This window comes from Xanthomonas pisi DSM 18956 (genome assembly GCF_001010415.1).
GTDB lineage: Bacteria > Pseudomonadota > Gammaproteobacteria > Xanthomonadales > Xanthomonadaceae > Xanthomonas > Xanthomonas pisi.
In genome coordinates, this window is the sequence record NZ_JPLE01000017.1 from 12,573 (window position 1) to 27,251 (window position 14,679).

Sequence of the window (14,679 nt, forward strand, 5' to 3'; positions counted from 1 at the left end):
ATCGCGTACATGCACTCATCGAACGCAGTGTGTCATCTCAGACATTCATTGCCGGTGGCTGCAATTGATCCATGCGGATGCGATTGGCGAACAACGAAAACGCCAGCATGCCGGCCAGCCCGCTGACCCGGCTCACCCACGGCGGCAGCCAGCGCGGCGCAACCAACACCCCACTGTCGAACAAGGGCGCAAAACGCGCCACATCGCCCAACGCCATCTTGCCGGCGAACAGATAACGGCACAGCTGCAGTTGGTCGCGCTGCAAGGCATGCCGGAAAAAGGTATGCACGGCGACCAGGCCGCGCAGGTACACGGTGTCCTTGGTAAACGCACCGCCGCCTGCAGTGGGCACGCCGCGGAACACGCGTTGCGCCGACGAAAAACTTTCGCTGGCGCTCTGGCCACTGTCGGTGAAATAGCGGAACACCTCGATGAAGTCCGCTCCCGCGCGCGCCATCGCAATCGCCTCGATGCGCAGGCTGATGCGCTTCATGCGTTCGATATCGATGCTGCCGGTGATCTGCTCGGCGAACGTGGCCAGCCCTTCCTGCGTCGCCGTGGTGCGCGGCGAGGAAATACCCAGGCTGGGCAGATGCAGCTGCGCGCGCCCGTTGAGCGCGGTGAGCGAATGCACCAGGGCTTCGTGATGGAACAGCTGCGCGCGGTCGTAATCGCTGAAGGTGGCGCCGCTGCGCAGGCGGATGCGGTGCGCGCCTGCCGCAGCCTTGGCGAGCAGATCCGGGTCCAGCGTGACAGTGATGACGCGCCCTTCGAAGAAGGCATCCAGATCGTTCTGCAGCTGCATGCGCAGGGCGGTTGCCGACACCGGCACCTGCTCTTCCGGCGCCAGCAGTTCGCGGTCCAGCTCCTGCGCGATCTGGATGAAATGCCGCGCCGCCTCGCGCGTGCTCGGGCCGTTGCCCGGCATCGGGTCGTCGGGCACGCCGAACAATTGCGCCGAGTAATCGCTCACTGCCGGGGTGCCCAGCGATTCCAGCAGGCCAGCAGCCAGGCCCCAGCTATGTGTCGAGTCGATCAGGTAGGCGCCCACCGGGTGATGCGGATCGGCATCCTTGGCGATCGCCGCCAGCTCGCGCCGGGTATCGCCGAAATCCAGAACCGGATACTCCACCTGCGGCAGCTCCGGCTGCCCGCGCGCCACACCCTGCAGGAACGGCTCCTGCAACGCACGCGGCCAGCTCGCCAGGGCGAGCAGGCGCACACCGCGCACTGCCTTGACCAGGCGCGCATCCAGCGCCGCGTGGTGGACGATGTCCGGCGGCCCCTTGCGCGCTGGCATCAGCGCCGTCCGGGACGATCGACGCTGGCCGGCCGCTTGCCCGAGCCCTTGCCACGGGCGTTCTGGGCGACGCGGGTCGCAAGCTTTTCGGCCGCAGCGGTCACTTCCACGCGCAGCTTCATGTAATTGGCCACCCGCTCCGGATCCAGCTCGCCGGCCTCGATCGCCGCCTGCACCGCACAGCCGGGCTCGGCGATATGTGCGCAATCGTTGAAGCGGCACTGTGCCGCCAACGCCTCCACATCCGAGAAGCCGCCTTCAGCCAGATCCTCTTCGCCAGTCGGTTTGAGCTCGCGCATGCCGGGCGTGTCGATCAGGCAGGCACCGGACGGCAACGGAATCAGCGCACGGTGGGTGGTGGTATGCCGGCCGCGCGAATCGTTCTCGCGCACCGCATTGGTCTTCATCTTCTGCGTGCCGAGCAAGGTGTTGGTCAGCGTCGACTTGCCGGCACCGGACGAGCCCACCAGCACCGCGGTACGGCCATCGCCCAGCCACGGCCGCAACGCCGCCACGCTGTCCGGATCCTTGGCATTGACCGCACGCAGCGGGATGTTCTGCGCTTCCAATTCCTCGAGCACCGCCAATGCGTCCTCGGCGTATTCGGTCTGATCGGCCTTGGTCAGCACCACCACCGGCTGCGCACCGCCACCGCCTACCAACAGCAGATAGCGCTCGATGCGGCGCGGATTGAAATCCGCATCCAGCCCGCACACGATGAACACCGTATCGATATTGGCCGCGATCACCTGCTGGTGGTAATGCTCGCCAGCGGCCCCGCGCTTGATCGAAGTGCGCCGCGGCAGCAGCGCCACAATGCGCTTGCCCTCCATCAGCACCCAATCGCCCACCGCGGCCCGCTCATGGCTCGGGAACCGCGGCCGCTGCCACTCCGGCAACGACTCGGCCTTGAGACTGGCCTCCGGCGTATCGGCCACCACATAGCCGGTGCGATGCTGCTCCACCACCCGTGCCGGCAACGCCTGCGGATGCGCGGCAAAGACCGCCTGCCAGGCCGAGTCCTCGGCAGGGCCGGGCCAGGGCCAGCCGATGGATTGGAGGGTGGGGTAATTGGGGGAAATGTCGCTCATCGGGCGATTCTAGCTGGCTGGACGCAGTGGCTTGTGCAATCGGCTCACGGCCTGCCCTCACACGCCTCTTGACATCGTTGCCGATGCAAGCATGCCCGCCTGTCATATTTCCGCTACCATGCCAAGCCTCACGCCTGCCACCGGCCCGTCGCATGTCCACTGCCCCGCAAAAGCCGCTCGCCATCCGCGAGCGTCTGTCCGAAGTCCGCTACGAGATCCGGGGCGAGCTGGCGCGACGAGCGCGGGAGTTGGAGGCGCAGGGCCGCAAACTGATCAAGCTCAATATCGGCAACCCGGGTGCATTCGGGTTCCGCGCGCCGGAGCATCTGCAGCGCGCCATCGCCGACGACATGGGCCGCACCGATCCCTACACCCATCAACAGGGCCTGCCGGAAGCGCGCGAGGCGATCGCCAAGGCGTATTCGCGGCGCCAGCACCCCGATGCGCATCCGGACCGTATCTTCGTCGGTAACGGGGTCAGCGAGCTGATCGACCTGTCGCTGCGCGCCCTGCTCAACCCCGGCGACGAAGTGCTGGTGCCCTCGCCCGACTACCCGCTGTGGTCGGCGGCCACCATCCTCAACGATGGCCGCCCGGTGTATTACCGCTGCGCGCCGGAAAACGGCTTCCAGCCGGACCCGGTGGAGATCGAAACGCTGGTGTCCTCACGCACCCGCGCCATCGTGCTGATCAATCCCAACAACCCCAGCGGTGCGAGCTATTCGCGCGAGTTGCTGGAGCGCATCGTGGCGATCGCCACCAAGCACAACCTGCTGCTGATGGTCGACGAAATCTACGACCAGGTGCTGTACGACGACGCGGCTTTCGTGCCGGTGGCGCCGCTGGCCGGTGCGCACCCGTGCATCACCTTCAGCGGGCTGAGCAAGGTGCACCGCGCCTGCGGCTGGCGGGTGGGCTGGGCGCTGCTGTCGGGCGAGCAGTCGCGCATCAACGACCTGCGCAACGCGATGGACCTGCTCGGCGCCTTGCGCCTGTGCGCCAACGTCCCGGGCCAGTACGCCATCGATGCGGCGGTCAATGGGCCGGACACCATTTCCGCGTTGTGCGCGCCCGGTGGCCGCCTGTACGAAACCCGCCGTGCGGTCATCGAGGCCTGTGCGGCCAGCGAGCATCTGCAGCTGGTGGCGCCGGCCGGGGCGCTGTACGCCTTCCCGGCGGTGGTCGGTGCGGCCGCGCGCAATTTCGACGATCACGCGTTCGCGCTGGACCTGATGAACGAAGAAGGCGTGCTGGTGGTGCCCGGCTCCAGCTTCAACGTGCCGTACCGCCATCACTTCCGCGTGACCCTGATGCCGGAAGCCAGCGTCATGCGCGATGTGTTCGCGCGCATCGACCGCGCACTGGCCCGCCGTGCGGAGGCCGTGACCAAGGTCGTGCCACTCAAGTCGCGCAGCGTCGCTTGATGGCGGCGCCTGCCACGCCACTGCGCTATCTGGCGCTGGGTGACTCGTACACCATTGGCGAAGGCGTCGCCCCTGGGCAGCGCTGGCCGATGCAGTTGGTCGATGGCCTGCTTGCCCACGGGTGGAACGTGGCGCCGGCGCAGATCGTCGCCACCACCGGCTGGACCACCGACGAACTGCAGGCCGGTATCGAGGCGGCCGCACCGCAGGGGCCGTTCGCTCTGGTCAGCCTGCTGATCGGCGTCAACAACCAGTACCGCGGGCGCTCGCTGGACGAGTACCGCACCCAGTTCGATGCCCTGTTGCAGAGCGCGGTCGCGTTTGCCGGCGGCCATGCCGCGCGCGTGCTGGTGCTCTCCATCCCCGATTGGGGGCTGACCCCGTTTGCGCGCGCGCAGGGCGGCGATGCCGGGCTGATCGCGGCACAGATCGACGCCTTCAACCGCGTGGCCGCGGAACGTTGCGCAGCGCGCGCGGTGCGGTTTATCGACATCACCGCCATCAGTCGCGATGGCGGCGACGCCGTCGACATGCTGGTCGACGATGGCCTGCACCCCTCCGGTGCGATGTACGCGCGTTGGGCAGCGGTCGCGCTGCCTGCTGCGCGCGATGCGCTGGGCGCGGTCGGGCCTGTGGATCCGCTTGCCTAAGCGCGGCTAACAGGACGATTGGGCCCACTGAAAGACGGACGCGGCCGCTGCTCGATGCGACGTCGCTCACTCGTTCGCACAGGTTCTGAGCTCGCTTTCTACGCCCACCTGACCACTGCGCGCTACGGTCTGGCAGGTGTTCCAAAGCGCAGACGTGCTGCCTTGTTCCTCGTTGCGCGCATCGTGCGTGCTGCGGATCTGTTGCTGTAGCGCAATCCTGATGCCCAGCGACCGTGCTGCCGTGCCTCGATTCACCGCCACGCGCTTGCTTTTCGCGGACGCAACGCAGGCTCGGACCTGGCGCACGCGATGGCGACGACACGCGCCACTGCCTGCGGTCATGCATCGCGAAAACGCCACCCAGGCCTACCGCAATCGGTACGAGTGGCCCTAAGCTAGTCGCGCAGCACGCCTGATTGCCAAGGAACGACATTGCACAGCACCGCCACCCAGCCGATGAGCCGCGCACAAGCGCTGGCGATCGCACGCGCATTCTTGCCCAAGCATCCGCTCGGCAACCGCTACGATTACTACTACACGCAGGCCAAGCTGCGCACCGACCCGTTGTATCCGGGTGTGCTGGCGCAGCTGCGCAGCACCACTGCGCCGGTCCTGGATCTGGGCTGCGGGCTGGGCTTGCTGGCGCATGCCTTGCGTGCCGATGGCCAGGCGCTGGCGTATCACGGCGTGGATGTGGATGCGCCCAAGATCCGCCGTGCGCAGCACATCGCGCAACGCTCGGGGTTGGGCAACACCAGGTTCGACGTGGTCGATCTGAGCGTCGCATGGCCGAAGCATCAGGGTAGCGTCACCATTCTGGACGTGCTGCAGTATCTGCAGTCGGACATGCAGGCCAGCCTGCTGCGCAGCGTGGCGCAGATGCTCACCCCTGGCGCCAAGCTGGTGATTCGCAGCGCGTTGGGCGATGCCAGCGGCCGTGGCCGCACCAGCCGTGTCACCGACGTGCTGGCCCATCTGAGCGGCTGGATGCAGCGCATGCCGCGCAGCTACCCCACCCGCGACAGCCTGCAGGCGCACCTGGATGCGGCCGGCCTGCGTGCAAGCTTCGCACCGCTGTACGGCAACACGCCGTTCAACAACTGGTTGATCGTGGCCGAGCCGCGCTGAGCGCTGCCGCAGTGGCGACAACGGTGCAGGCAGACGCGGTGTCCGCATGCACCGTCTCCATCGCTGACGTGCGCACTCGACGCACGCACCACTGCCCCAGGGCAGCTGACACGCCTACTGCGCGGCCGGTGCACGATGCGGCATGTACCGCGCGTACAGTCCGGCTCCTCCGCGCCGTCCTTACCCACCTGAGGAGCGCTCGCGACGTTTTGTGAGCCGCTCTTAAAACTTCCATGACAGCGTCAGCTCCACATCGCGCGGGTCGCCGTAGATCAACTGACTCTGGTAGACGATGTTGGCGTAGTAACGCCGATCGAACAGATTGCGCACATTGAGCTGCGCCGACCAGTCCTGAGTGATGTCGTAGCGCGCCATCGCATTGGCCAGCACCACACTGCCCTGGGTCAGCCGCTGCGTCGTGCCTTGCGGCCCCGCCATCAGCTCGTGGATGGCCGACTGCCAGCTCAGCCCGCCGCCCAGCCGCCACGGTCCGGTCTGCCAGCTGGTGAACAACGTGGCTTCGCGGCGCGGGCTGGTCGGGTTGACGTCCACACCGCTGGCGTCGTTGGCATCGAACTGGGCGAACCCGAACGCGATGCGCCACTGCTCCGACAGTTGCCCGTCGAGCTGGACCTCCACCCCCTGGCTGACGGTGCCCTTGGCGGCGAGATAGGCCTGGGTGGTGGTACCGGGCACCAGTTGCCCCGGGTCGTTGACCGCCAGGTTGTCCTGCTCGATGCGGAAGAGCGCCAACGCGGCATTGAGCTGGCCGCCGAGATACTCGCCCTTGGCGCCCACTTCGTAGCCATTGCCTTCCAGCGGGGCGAGATAGCGCCCATCGCGGTCGCGGTTGTTCTGCGGTTTGAAGATGCCGGTGTAGCTGGCATACAGCGAATGGCGGTCGTCCACATCGAAAATCAGGCCTGCATACGGCGTCGTGCGGCCGCGGCGCTCGTACGAATTTGCAGGCACAAGCTGGTCGGTATTCTTCCAGTCGGTGATGCGTGCACCGACGATCGCCTTCAAGGTGTCGCTCAGCTGGAAGCGCCCGGCCGCATAGGCGGCAACCTGGCGCACATCGCGGTCTTCGCCCCTGGTCAGCGCGGTCCATTGCGGCTGCGCCATCGTGCCGGTCCAGGCGTAGACGCTTTCCGCCGTCAACGGTTGCAGCGGTGCGTTGGACCAGCTGCGCACGTTGCGATTCATCCAGGTGGCGCCGGCCACGATCGCGTGCTCGCGGCCCCACAGCGTCAGCGGCAGGCTGAGGTAGGCGTCCAGACTGTTCTGTGCGCTGAGCGTGGGATAGCGCCCACCAAAAGTGCTGGCAAGGCCCAGGCCGGTGTCCCTGTCCGGGTAATCGAGATAGCCGAACAGCACCGACTTCCAGTCGGTTTCGAACCGTTGATGCGAATACTCCACCTGCAGCTGCGCACCGTTGTCGAAGCGATGGGTCAGGCCGGCGAATGCGTTGGTGGTATCGGCCACGCCACGCGCCCAGCGCGGCGTAAAGGAATCCGAACGCGCAAAGTTGGTGCGGCTGCCATCGCTAAAATACGCCGGCACTCCGCCCCAGGTGGTGCCGCGACCATCGTTGCGCTGTTTGTTGATGCCGATGTAGCCGCTGGTGGCATCGCTGAGATCTGCATCGACGATGCCGTAGAACAGCGACGACCGCTTGCTGTAGTAATCGCGAAACGAGCGCTTGTCCTCATGGCTGGTCACCACGCGGCCGCGCACGGTGCCGGCCGCGTTCAACGGCGATTGCGCATCGACGGTGCCGCGATAGCGGTCCCATCGGCCGGCCGAGAGATCGATGCGACCGCTGGGCACCTCGCTGTCGGCATGCTTGCGCAGCAGATCGATGGACGCGGCCGGGCTGCCCGCGCCGGAGGTCAGGCCATTGGCGCCGCGGACGATCTCCACCCGGTCGTAGATGGCCATGTTCTGCTGTACATCGCCACTGTAGTCGGTGGGAATGCCATCGATGCGGTAGTAATCCACCTCGAAGCCGCGCGCGGTGATGTAGGTGCGCTCGGTGTCCCAGGTGGGCGAATTGAAGCCGGCAACGATATCGGTGACGTCCTGCAGCGATTGCAGGTTGCGGTCGACGATCTGCTGGCGCGTCACCACCACCACCGACTGCGGCGTGTCGCGCAGCGACAGTTCCAGCTTGGTCGAACTGCGCGCGACATCGGCGGTGTAGGAATCGTTGCCTTCGGTGGCGGCGCCGCGATGCGCCGTGATCTGCAGGCGATCCAGATCGACCGGATCGCGGGCGTTTGCCTGCGCGGCGGCCAGCGCCGGGCACGCGCAGGCCAGCGCAAGCAAGGACCGCGTCATCCCGGCACGCGGGACACTCGGATCGACACGCGCAGCGGCGCGCACGGAAGCGGGGCGATGGAACATGGTGTCAGCCTCATGATCGGAAGCTGCCGTCGATGACGGCGACTGAGGCTGGCGCGGCCACACCGTGCACGATGCGACCCAAGAGCTGGCTGGGGCGCGCATGGTCGATCCGGGCCGGAGCGCTGTCAATAGAGGCGCACGCTGGATGCGCTGCAATCCACGGCAAAGCGTCTGTTCCGGTACACGACGTACCGGGCGGGCGCCCGGCAACACGCCCGTCGGCTTGCGGCGCGGAATCTACGTGCCATGCCATCGATGACGGCCCCGGACAGCCGATCGGCGCGTATGGGAATTGGTGGACGCCATGCATGGCCGACCGCGTTTGGCTGCCGCAAGGCCCACGTGCATCGATGCCGCGGGCAGTGCACCGCCCGCGTCCCGATTGCAGGTCTACGACAACGCGACATCCGCGCGCGTTACTTCGCTCCGGGCACGATCCCCACCAGCCCGCGCACCCGCATCGCCTCCAGGACGCCGCGCAGGATGGCCAGGTTGTGGCCGTGCGCAGCGCCTTCGTGCAGCAGCACGATGGCGCCGGGGTGCAGGTCGCGCACGATGCGCGCGATGGTGGCGTCCGGCTCGCAGCGCACGCCGTCGAAGCCGCGTGCACTCCAGGCCACACGGGTCAGCCCGTGTGCGCGCAGTGGCGAGGCGACGAAGGGGTTGGTCATGCCGACCACCGAGCGATACAGCCGCGGGGCCTGCCCGGTGATGCTGGCCAGGGTGCGCTGCGCCAGGCCGATTTCCTGCGCCATGCGGCGCGGCCCCAATGCCCAGAACCAGGCCTGCGGATGGGTATGGCTGTGGTTGCCGATGCCGTGCCCGCGGCGCACGATCTCGCGCACCAGTTCCGGCCGCTGCTCGGCACGCGCACCGACCACGAAGAAGGTGGCCTTGGCGTCGTAGGCATCGAGCAGTTCGAGAATGGCCGGGGTATCGTCGGACGGGCCGTCGTCGATGGTCAGCCAGACCTGCGGCGCGGCGCCGGGCAGCTGCGCCAGGACCGGCGCGTACAAACGTGCGCGCGGCAGGAACACCGGCACCACGAACAACGCATGCGACACCAGCAGCGCCGGCAGGCCCCAGGCCCAGCCCAGATGCCACCACAGCACCGCCACCGCGACCTGCGAGAGGGCGAACAAGCCCACCCAGCGGTAGGGGTGGGAAGGGATGCGATACAGCGTTTCCGGCGTGGTCATGCCGCATGATGCCATGCGGCGTAGAATGCCCGGTCTCCACGCTCTCACCGAAGTGCTGCCATGTCCCTCGATCCCGCCCTGCGTTCCCGTATCGATACGCTGCTGCAATCCAGCCGCGTGGTGCTCTTCATGAAAGGCCAGCCCGGCATGCCGCAGTGCGGCTTTTCGGCCAAGGCGGTCGGCGTGCTGGACGGGCTGGGCATCGACTATGCCCACGTCAACGTGCTGGCCGACCAGGAGATCCGCGAGGGCATCAAGGCCTACGGCGACTGGCCGACCATTCCGCAGCTATACGTGGATGGCGAGCTGATCGGCGGCAGCGACATCATCCTGCAGATGGCCGACAGCGGCGAGCTGAGCAGCATGCTCGGCCTGCAGGCGCCAGATCGCAGCCCGCCCAGGATCACCATCACCCCGGCTGCGGTGGAGATGCTCAAGGGCGCGCTGGCCGATGCGCCGGATGCGTCGCTGACGCTGGCCATCGATGCGAATTTTCAGCCGAACTTCCAGCTGGCGCCGACCAACCCGAACGCCATCGCCGCCGAATCCAACGGCCTGCGCGTGCAGTTCGACCTGGCCAGCGCACGCCGCGCCGACGGCATCACCATCGACTGGGTGGACGACATCCGCGGCCGCGGCCTGGCCATCGACAACCCCAACGCGCCCAAGCCGGTGCAGGAGCTGTCGGTGCGCGACGCCGACGACCGCCTCAAGGCCGGCACGCTGACCCTGGTGGACGTGCGCCCGGCCGACGAACGTGCGCTGGCCACGGTCAACGCACCGTTCCGCACCCTGGATGCGCACGAGCGCACCGCCATCGAACAGTTGCCCAAGGACACCCCGCTGGCGTTCCTGTGCCACCGTGGCGGGCGCAGCCTGCAGGCCGCCGAACATTTCCGCGGGCTGGGCTTCAGCAACGTCTACAACGTCACCGGCGGCATCGACGCCTGGTCGGACGAGGTGGACAACGGCGTGGCGAAATACTGAGCGCGGCGACCGACGCCACGCACCGCTGCATACCGAAACGGGCGCTCCATGGAGCGTCCGTTTTTTCATGGATGACACCCACAAGGACTTCGCCACATGCACACCCGTTCGATCGCGCTCGCAATGGCCGCCCTGTTGCCACTGGCCGCACATGCCGCCGCCCCCACCCGCGCCGTCCTGCTGGTGCCGACCTACGACAGCCAGCCGTCCGACGACCCGTTGGAATACATCCCGGTGTGGTTGGGCAAGGCCGTGGCGAACGACTCCACCCTGCCCAAGTCGCTATTGAACCAACCGCTGCAGGCTTTCGATAACGGCGTTTCCACCGCCAACCTGCGGCTTGCCGCGCTGAGCGTGGACGACAACAGCATGTGCGGCGGCACGTCGAAACTGCGCTTGAAGGGCAACCCCACCCTGGCGCACTCGCCGCTGTTGTCGACGGTGGATCTGAATCCGGGCAAGCGTTTCGCCGGGCGCGCCGCCACTGCTGCCGAACAGGCGCAGTTGCTGCGTCAGGTGGGCGACACCGCGCAGCTGCGCAAGAGCGTCAAGCCGGCGGCGTTGGCCCAAGCGCTGGCGGCCTTCGAGGCGGACCGCGCGCAGGACGCAGCGTCGCTGCAGATCGTGACCGATACACAGCAGCCGCAGCGGCGCGTGGCGGTGCTCACCGCAAACCATCCGACCAAGACCGGCAATCCGGACAACCCGACCGGCGTGCTCGTGGTGCTTGCGATCTTCGAGCACGACGGCAGCCGCTGGCAGTTCCGCCGTGGCAGCGCGGCCAGCGGCTGCGATGATTGCGAAGACCTGCCGCTGCGGACGCACCTGCTGCAGTTCGGCGATATCGACGGCAATGGCACGCTGGACTTCGTGCTCTCGGAAAGCGGCTACGAAAGCTACGGGTTCTATCTGCTGCTAGGCGAAGGCGCCGGCTGGCGCTCGGAAGCGTTGCCGGGCGGCTGCTGATCGCAGTGGTGCCAATGCGCGATGCCAGTGACGGCAGCGCGCATTGGCGCAGAGCCGCATCAAGGCGCATGGCGCACGCGCCACGCCAGCGCTCAACCGGAAAATCCACCCTCGTCGAGAAACTGCTGTTCTTCGGCGGTGGTCTCGCGCCCCAGCACCGCATTACGATGCGGAAAGCGCCCGAAGCGCTGGATGATCTGCTGATGCTCCTGCGCCCAACGCGTCGTCTCCGCCTCGCCCAGGGCCGCGATCAGCTGCATGGCGCGCGCCTGCTCCTGCAGATCTTCTGCGTGCTCGAACGGCAGATAGAAAAACAGCCGCAGTTGCGCAGACACCTGTTGATCGAACCCATGTTCGAGCGCCTGCTTGGCATGACGCAACGCCAGCCCGTCGGTCGCATAGGCATGCGCACTGCCCCGGAACGCATTGCGCGGAAACTGGTCCAGCAGGATCAGCAGCGCCAGCGCATCTTCGGCACGCGCCATCCAGTGCGCATAGTCGCCCCGCGCAGCAGCAAAATGCTGCTCGCTGAAGTGCTGGCGAAAATTGGCATCGAACGCATCGTTATGCGTGAACCAGCGGGCCGAACCGGCCAGCTCCCAGAAAGCCAGCACCACATCGGCCTGCTTATTGCGCTCTGTTTTGGCAATCATCGACGCTCCCCCTGAGGAATACGGCACAGCATGCACGCTTACATGTGATGAAGCAGCCGCAACCGCACCTTCAGCACTTGGCAAGCACGGCGCTGGCGGCTAGGTTTGCGGCCTACGCTTTCGTTGCACCGGGGAAATCCATGCGTTCCATCCTGTTCGCCGCCCTTGGCGCGGCGCTGCTGTGCGGGCCTGCGTCTGCGGCGTCGCGGTTTGTGCAAGACCCCTACCCCAGCACCTACCGCGCGCTTGCGTCCGGTCCGGTGCTGATCCAGCACGCCACGGTGCTGACCGGCACCGGCGAGCGGCTGGACGATGCCGATGTACTGCTGCGCGACGGCAAGGTGGCCGCGGTGGGCCGCGCACTTGCAGCGCCGGCCGACGCGCGCCGCATCGATGGCACCGGCAAGTGGGTCACCCCCGGCATCATCGACGTGCACTCGCATCTGGGCGTGTATCCCAGCCCCGGCGTCAGCGCGCACAGCGATGGCAACGAGATGACCGCACCGGTCACGCCCAACGTGTGGGCCGAGCATTCGATCTGGCCGCAGGATCCGGGCTTCGGCACCGCACTGGCCGGCGGCATCACGTCGCTGCAGATCCTGCCTGGCTCGGCCAACCTGATCGGCGGACGCGGCGTCACGCTCAAGAACGTGGCCTCGACCACTTACCAGGGCATGAAGTTTCCCGGCGCGCCGTGGGGGCTGAAGATGGCCTGCGGCGAAAACCCCAAGCGCGTGTACGGCGAAAAGGGCGGCCCCGCCACCCGCATGGGCAATGTGGCCGGCTACCGCGCCGCGTTCATCGATGCGGCCGACTACCTGCAGAAAAATGCGCCGAAAAAGACCACCGCCAAGAAACGCCATTGGTGGAGCAGCGGCGGCGACAACGACAGCAGCGGCGATGCCGGCGGCAAGCGCGATCTCAAACTCGACACGCTGGCCGGCGCCATCAATGGCGATATCCGCGTGCACATCCATTGCTACCGCGCCGACGAGATGGCGACCATGCTCGACCTGTCCAAGGAATTCGGTTTCCACATCGCCGCCTTCCATCACGGCGTGGAGGCCTACAAGCTGGCCGACCGGCTGGCGCAGGAAAACGTCTGCGGCGCGCTGTGGGCCGATTGGTGGGGCTTCAAGATGGAAGCCTTCGACGGCATCCAGGAAAACATCGCCATGGTCGACCGACCGGCCAACAGTTGCGCCATCGTGCATTCGGATTCGGAAGAAGGCATTCAACGCTTGAACCAGGAGGCCGCCAAGGTGATCGCCAACGCACGCCGCAGCGGCACCGAGATCGCGCCCGAACGCGCCATCCGCTGGCTCACCAGCAACGCCGCCAAGGCGCTGGGTATCGAGAAACAGACCGGTGCGCTGGAGCCGGGCAAGATGGGCGATGTGGTGGTGTGGAACGGCAATCCTTTCAGTTCCTATGCCTTGGCCGAACAGGTGTACATCGACGGTGCGCAGGTCTACGACCGGCATGACCGCGCACTGCAGCCGGTGTCGGATTTCATGCTGGGCCAGGAGGTGGCACGATGAGCCGCGCCGGGTTCGCACGCCCGCGCCTGCGCGCGCTGGCCGCGCTGGTGATGGCCGCACTGGCTGTGCCTGCAGTCGCACAGCAGGTGCTGATCCGCGATGCCACCGTGCACACCGCCACCGCGCAGGGCACGCTGCAGCACACCGACGTGCTGGTGCAAAACGGCGTGATCCGCGCGATCGGCAGCAATCTCGCCGCGCCTGCCGATGGCCGCGTGATCGATGCCAGGGGACGCCCGCTGACGCCGGCCTTGTTCGGCGGCATCACCGAGATCGGCATCGAAGAGGTGTCCGGCGAAGACAGTACCGTGGACAGCGGCATCAAGCTGGCCGAGCAACCGATGCGCCCCGAGTTCGACGTCACCCTGGCCTACAACCCCGACTCGGTGCTGGTGCCGGTGGCGCGCGTGGAAGGCATCGGCTTCACCGCGCTCGGCGCCACCACCAGCGGCGCCTTCATCGCCGGCCAGGGCGGCATCGTGCGGCTGGACGGCAGCCCGGACCCGGTCGGCCCGCATGCCTTGTTCATCCGCATCGGCGCAGCGGCGTCCGATCTCACCGGAAGCTCGCGAGCGGCGCAATGGATGCTGCTCGATCAACTGGTGGCCGAAGCGCGCGGCCGCGTACCGGCCGATTCGCCGCATGCCTTGCTGACCCCGATGGGCCGCAGCGTGCTGGCCAGGTATCTGGCCGGGCAAGGTCGCATCGTGGTGCAGGTGGAACGCGCGGCCGACATCCGCCAGTTATTGCGCTGGGCGCAACGCGAGAAGGTGCGCATCGCCATCGCCGGTGGCGCCGAAGCCTGGAAGCTGGCGCCGCAACTGGCGCAGGCCAGGGTGCCGGTACTGGTCAATGCATTGGCCGATCTGCCGGCCACCTTCGATCAGATCGGCGCCACGCTCGAAAATGCCGCGCGCCTGCGCGCGGCCGGTGTGGAGGTCAGCTTCAGCCAGAGCGGCGATGCCTCGCACAATGCACGCAAGCTGCGCCAGCTGGCCGGCAATGCGGTGGCCAACGGTCTGCCGTGGGAATCCGGCCTGGCCGGGCTGACCCGCGTGCCCGCAGAGATCTTCGGCGTGGCCGACCGTATCGGCAGCATCGCGGTGGGCAAGCAGGCCGATCTGGTGCTGTGGGAAGGCGACCCGCTGGATGTTGCGCACTATGCCGAACAGGTCTGGTTGGGCGGGCGCGAGATGCCGATGCGCTCGCGCCAGACCGAACTGCGCGACCGCTACCTGCAGCAGGCAGGGCCGCTACCGCGTGCGTATCTGAAATAAGCGTCGCCAACGACACCACGCCTGGGCGACCGCCAGTCAGGCGCGGCCGGTGCTCTC

General features: G+C 67.2%; 12 protein-coding genes and 1 other RNA gene. 8 read left to right on the plus strand and 5 right to left on the minus strand.

Annotation, left to right across the window (positions count from 1 at the left end; all coding sequences use genetic code 11):
* Window positions 1-37: 37 nt before the first annotated feature.
* Together Y887_RS04755 and rsgA are read right to left on the minus strand one after the other, a co-directional pair.
* Window positions 38-1,300 (minus strand): flavohemoglobin expression-modulating QEGLA motif protein, encoded by a 1,263-nt coding sequence (locus Y887_RS04755; protein ID WP_046963248.1) that lies wholly within the window; start codon window positions 1,298-1,300, stop codon window positions 38-40.
* Window positions 1,300-2,391 carry a ribosome small subunit-dependent GTPase A gene (rsgA, locus tag Y887_RS04760; protein WP_046963249.1) on the minus strand — a complete coding sequence of 364 codons (1,092 nt, stop codon included), beginning with the start codon at window positions 2,389-2,391 and terminating at the stop codon, window positions 1,300-1,302. Before rsgA ends, Y887_RS04755 begins: the two co-directional genes overlap by 1 nt.
* Window positions 2,392-2,543: 152 nt before the next feature.
* Here rsgA and Y887_RS04765 point away from each other — a divergent pair, with 152 nt between their 5' ends.
* The 4 genes from Y887_RS04765 to Y887_RS18635 all read left to right on the plus strand — a co-directional run bounded on the left by Y887_RS04765 (window position 2,544) and on the right by Y887_RS18635 (window position 5,811).
* Window positions 2,544-3,815: a pyridoxal phosphate-dependent aminotransferase gene (locus Y887_RS04765; RefSeq protein WP_046963250.1), complete on the plus strand. Its 1,272-nt coding sequence runs from the start codon at window positions 2,544-2,546 to the stop codon at window positions 3,813-3,815.
* Entirely contained in the window at window positions 3,815-4,465 is a 651-nt protein-coding gene (locus Y887_RS04770; protein ID WP_046963251.1) for an SGNH/GDSL hydrolase family protein, read from the plus strand. The genes Y887_RS04765 and Y887_RS04770 overlap by 1 nt, the downstream gene beginning before the upstream one ends.
* A gap of 456 nt (window positions 4,466-4,921) precedes the next feature.
* Complete coding sequence (locus tag Y887_RS04775; protein ID WP_046963252.1) at window positions 4,922-5,593, plus strand: methyltransferase; 672 nt, start codon at window positions 4,922-4,924, stop codon at window positions 5,591-5,593.
* A 142-nt stretch (window positions 5,594-5,735) separates the two neighbouring features.
* Window positions 5,736-5,811: non-coding RNA, sX9 sRNA (locus Y887_RS18635), on the plus strand.
* Between the two features lie 4 nt (window positions 5,812-5,815).
* Here the strand turns inward: Y887_RS18635 and Y887_RS04780 are convergent.
* Window positions 5,816-7,933: a TonB-dependent siderophore receptor gene (locus Y887_RS04780; RefSeq protein WP_245879415.1), complete on the minus strand. Its 2,118-nt coding sequence runs from the start codon at window positions 7,931-7,933 to the stop codon at window positions 5,816-5,818.
* 482 nt (window positions 7,934-8,415) lie between these two features.
* Window positions 8,416-9,213, minus strand: coding sequence for a polysaccharide deacetylase family protein (locus Y887_RS04785; protein ID WP_181113088.1), 798 nt, complete (start codon window positions 9,211-9,213; stop codon window positions 8,416-8,418).
* A gap of 45 nt (window positions 9,214-9,258) precedes the next feature.
* Between Y887_RS04785 and grxD the strand changes: the two genes are divergently transcribed.
* The gene (gene grxD / locus Y887_RS04790; RefSeq protein ID WP_046963255.1) at window positions 9,259-10,185 is read left to right on the plus strand and encodes a Grx4 family monothiol glutaredoxin; all 927 of its coding nucleotides are present in this window, start codon (window positions 9,259-9,261) and stop codon (window positions 10,183-10,185) included.
* A gap of 96 nt (window positions 10,186-10,281) precedes the next feature.
* Window positions 10,282-11,151 (plus strand): hypothetical protein, encoded by an 870-nt coding sequence (locus Y887_RS04795; RefSeq protein WP_046963256.1) that lies wholly within the window; start codon window positions 10,282-10,284, stop codon window positions 11,149-11,151.
* 92 nt (window positions 11,152-11,243) lie between these two features.
* Here Y887_RS04795 and Y887_RS04800 read toward each other — a convergent pair whose 3' ends face one another.
* Window positions 11,244-11,804: a DUF924 family protein gene (locus Y887_RS04800; RefSeq protein WP_046963257.1), complete on the minus strand. Its 561-nt coding sequence runs from the start codon at window positions 11,802-11,804 to the stop codon at window positions 11,244-11,246.
* Window positions 11,805-11,944: 140 nt separating this feature from the next.
* Between Y887_RS04800 and Y887_RS04805 the strand changes: the two genes are divergently transcribed.
* On the plus strand, window positions 11,945-13,345 hold the full coding sequence (locus Y887_RS04805; protein ID WP_046963258.1) for an amidohydrolase: 1,401 nt from the start codon (window positions 11,945-11,947) through the stop codon (window positions 13,343-13,345).
* Entirely contained in the window at window positions 13,342-14,622 is a 1,281-nt protein-coding gene (locus Y887_RS04810; protein ID WP_046963259.1) for an amidohydrolase family protein, read from the plus strand. The genes Y887_RS04805 and Y887_RS04810 overlap by 4 nt, the downstream gene beginning before the upstream one ends.
* The last annotated feature ends 57 nt before the right edge of the window (window positions 14,623-14,679 follow it).

Excerpts from the sequence above, each read along its gene's own strand:
- Y887_RS04810 (WP_046963259.1), top strand. The coding sequence starts at position 13,342 with ATGAGCCGCGCCGGGTTCGCACGCCCGCGCCTGCGCGCGCTGGCCGCG.
- Y887_RS04755 (WP_046963248.1), bottom strand. The coding sequence starts at position 1,300 with ATGCCAGCGCGCAAGGGGCCGCCGGACATCGTCCACCACGCGGCGCTG.
- grxD (WP_046963255.1), top strand. The coding sequence starts at position 9,259 with ATGTCCCTCGATCCCGCCCTGCGTTCCCGTATCGATACGCTGCTGCAA.
- rsgA (WP_046963249.1), bottom strand. The coding sequence starts at position 2,391 with ATGAGCGACATTTCCCCCAATTACCCCACCCTCCAATCCATCGGCTGG.
- Y887_RS04800 (WP_046963257.1), bottom strand. The coding sequence starts at position 11,804 with ATGATTGCCAAAACAGAGCGCAATAAGCAGGCCGATGTGGTGCTGGCT.
- Y887_RS04795 (WP_046963256.1), top strand. The coding sequence starts at position 10,282 with ATGCACACCCGTTCGATCGCGCTCGCAATGGCCGCCCTGTTGCCACTG.
- Y887_RS04765 (WP_046963250.1), top strand. The coding sequence starts at position 2,544 with ATGTCCACTGCCCCGCAAAAGCCGCTCGCCATCCGCGAGCGTCTGTCC.
- Y887_RS04775 (WP_046963252.1), top strand. The coding sequence starts at position 4,922 with ATGAGCCGCGCACAAGCGCTGGCGATCGCACGCGCATTCTTGCCCAAG.
- Y887_RS04785 (WP_181113088.1), bottom strand. The coding sequence starts at position 9,213 with ATGGCATCATGCGGCATGACCACGCCGGAAACGCTGTATCGCATCCCT.
- Y887_RS04780 (WP_245879415.1), bottom strand. The coding sequence starts at position 7,933 with ATGACGCGGTCCTTGCTTGCGCTGGCCTGCGCGTGCCCGGCGCTGGCC.
- Y887_RS04805 (WP_046963258.1), top strand. The coding sequence starts at position 11,945 with ATGCGTTCCATCCTGTTCGCCGCCCTTGGCGCGGCGCTGCTGTGCGGG.
- Y887_RS04770 (WP_046963251.1), top strand. The coding sequence starts at position 3,815 with ATGGCGGCGCCTGCCACGCCACTGCGCTATCTGGCGCTGGGTGACTCG.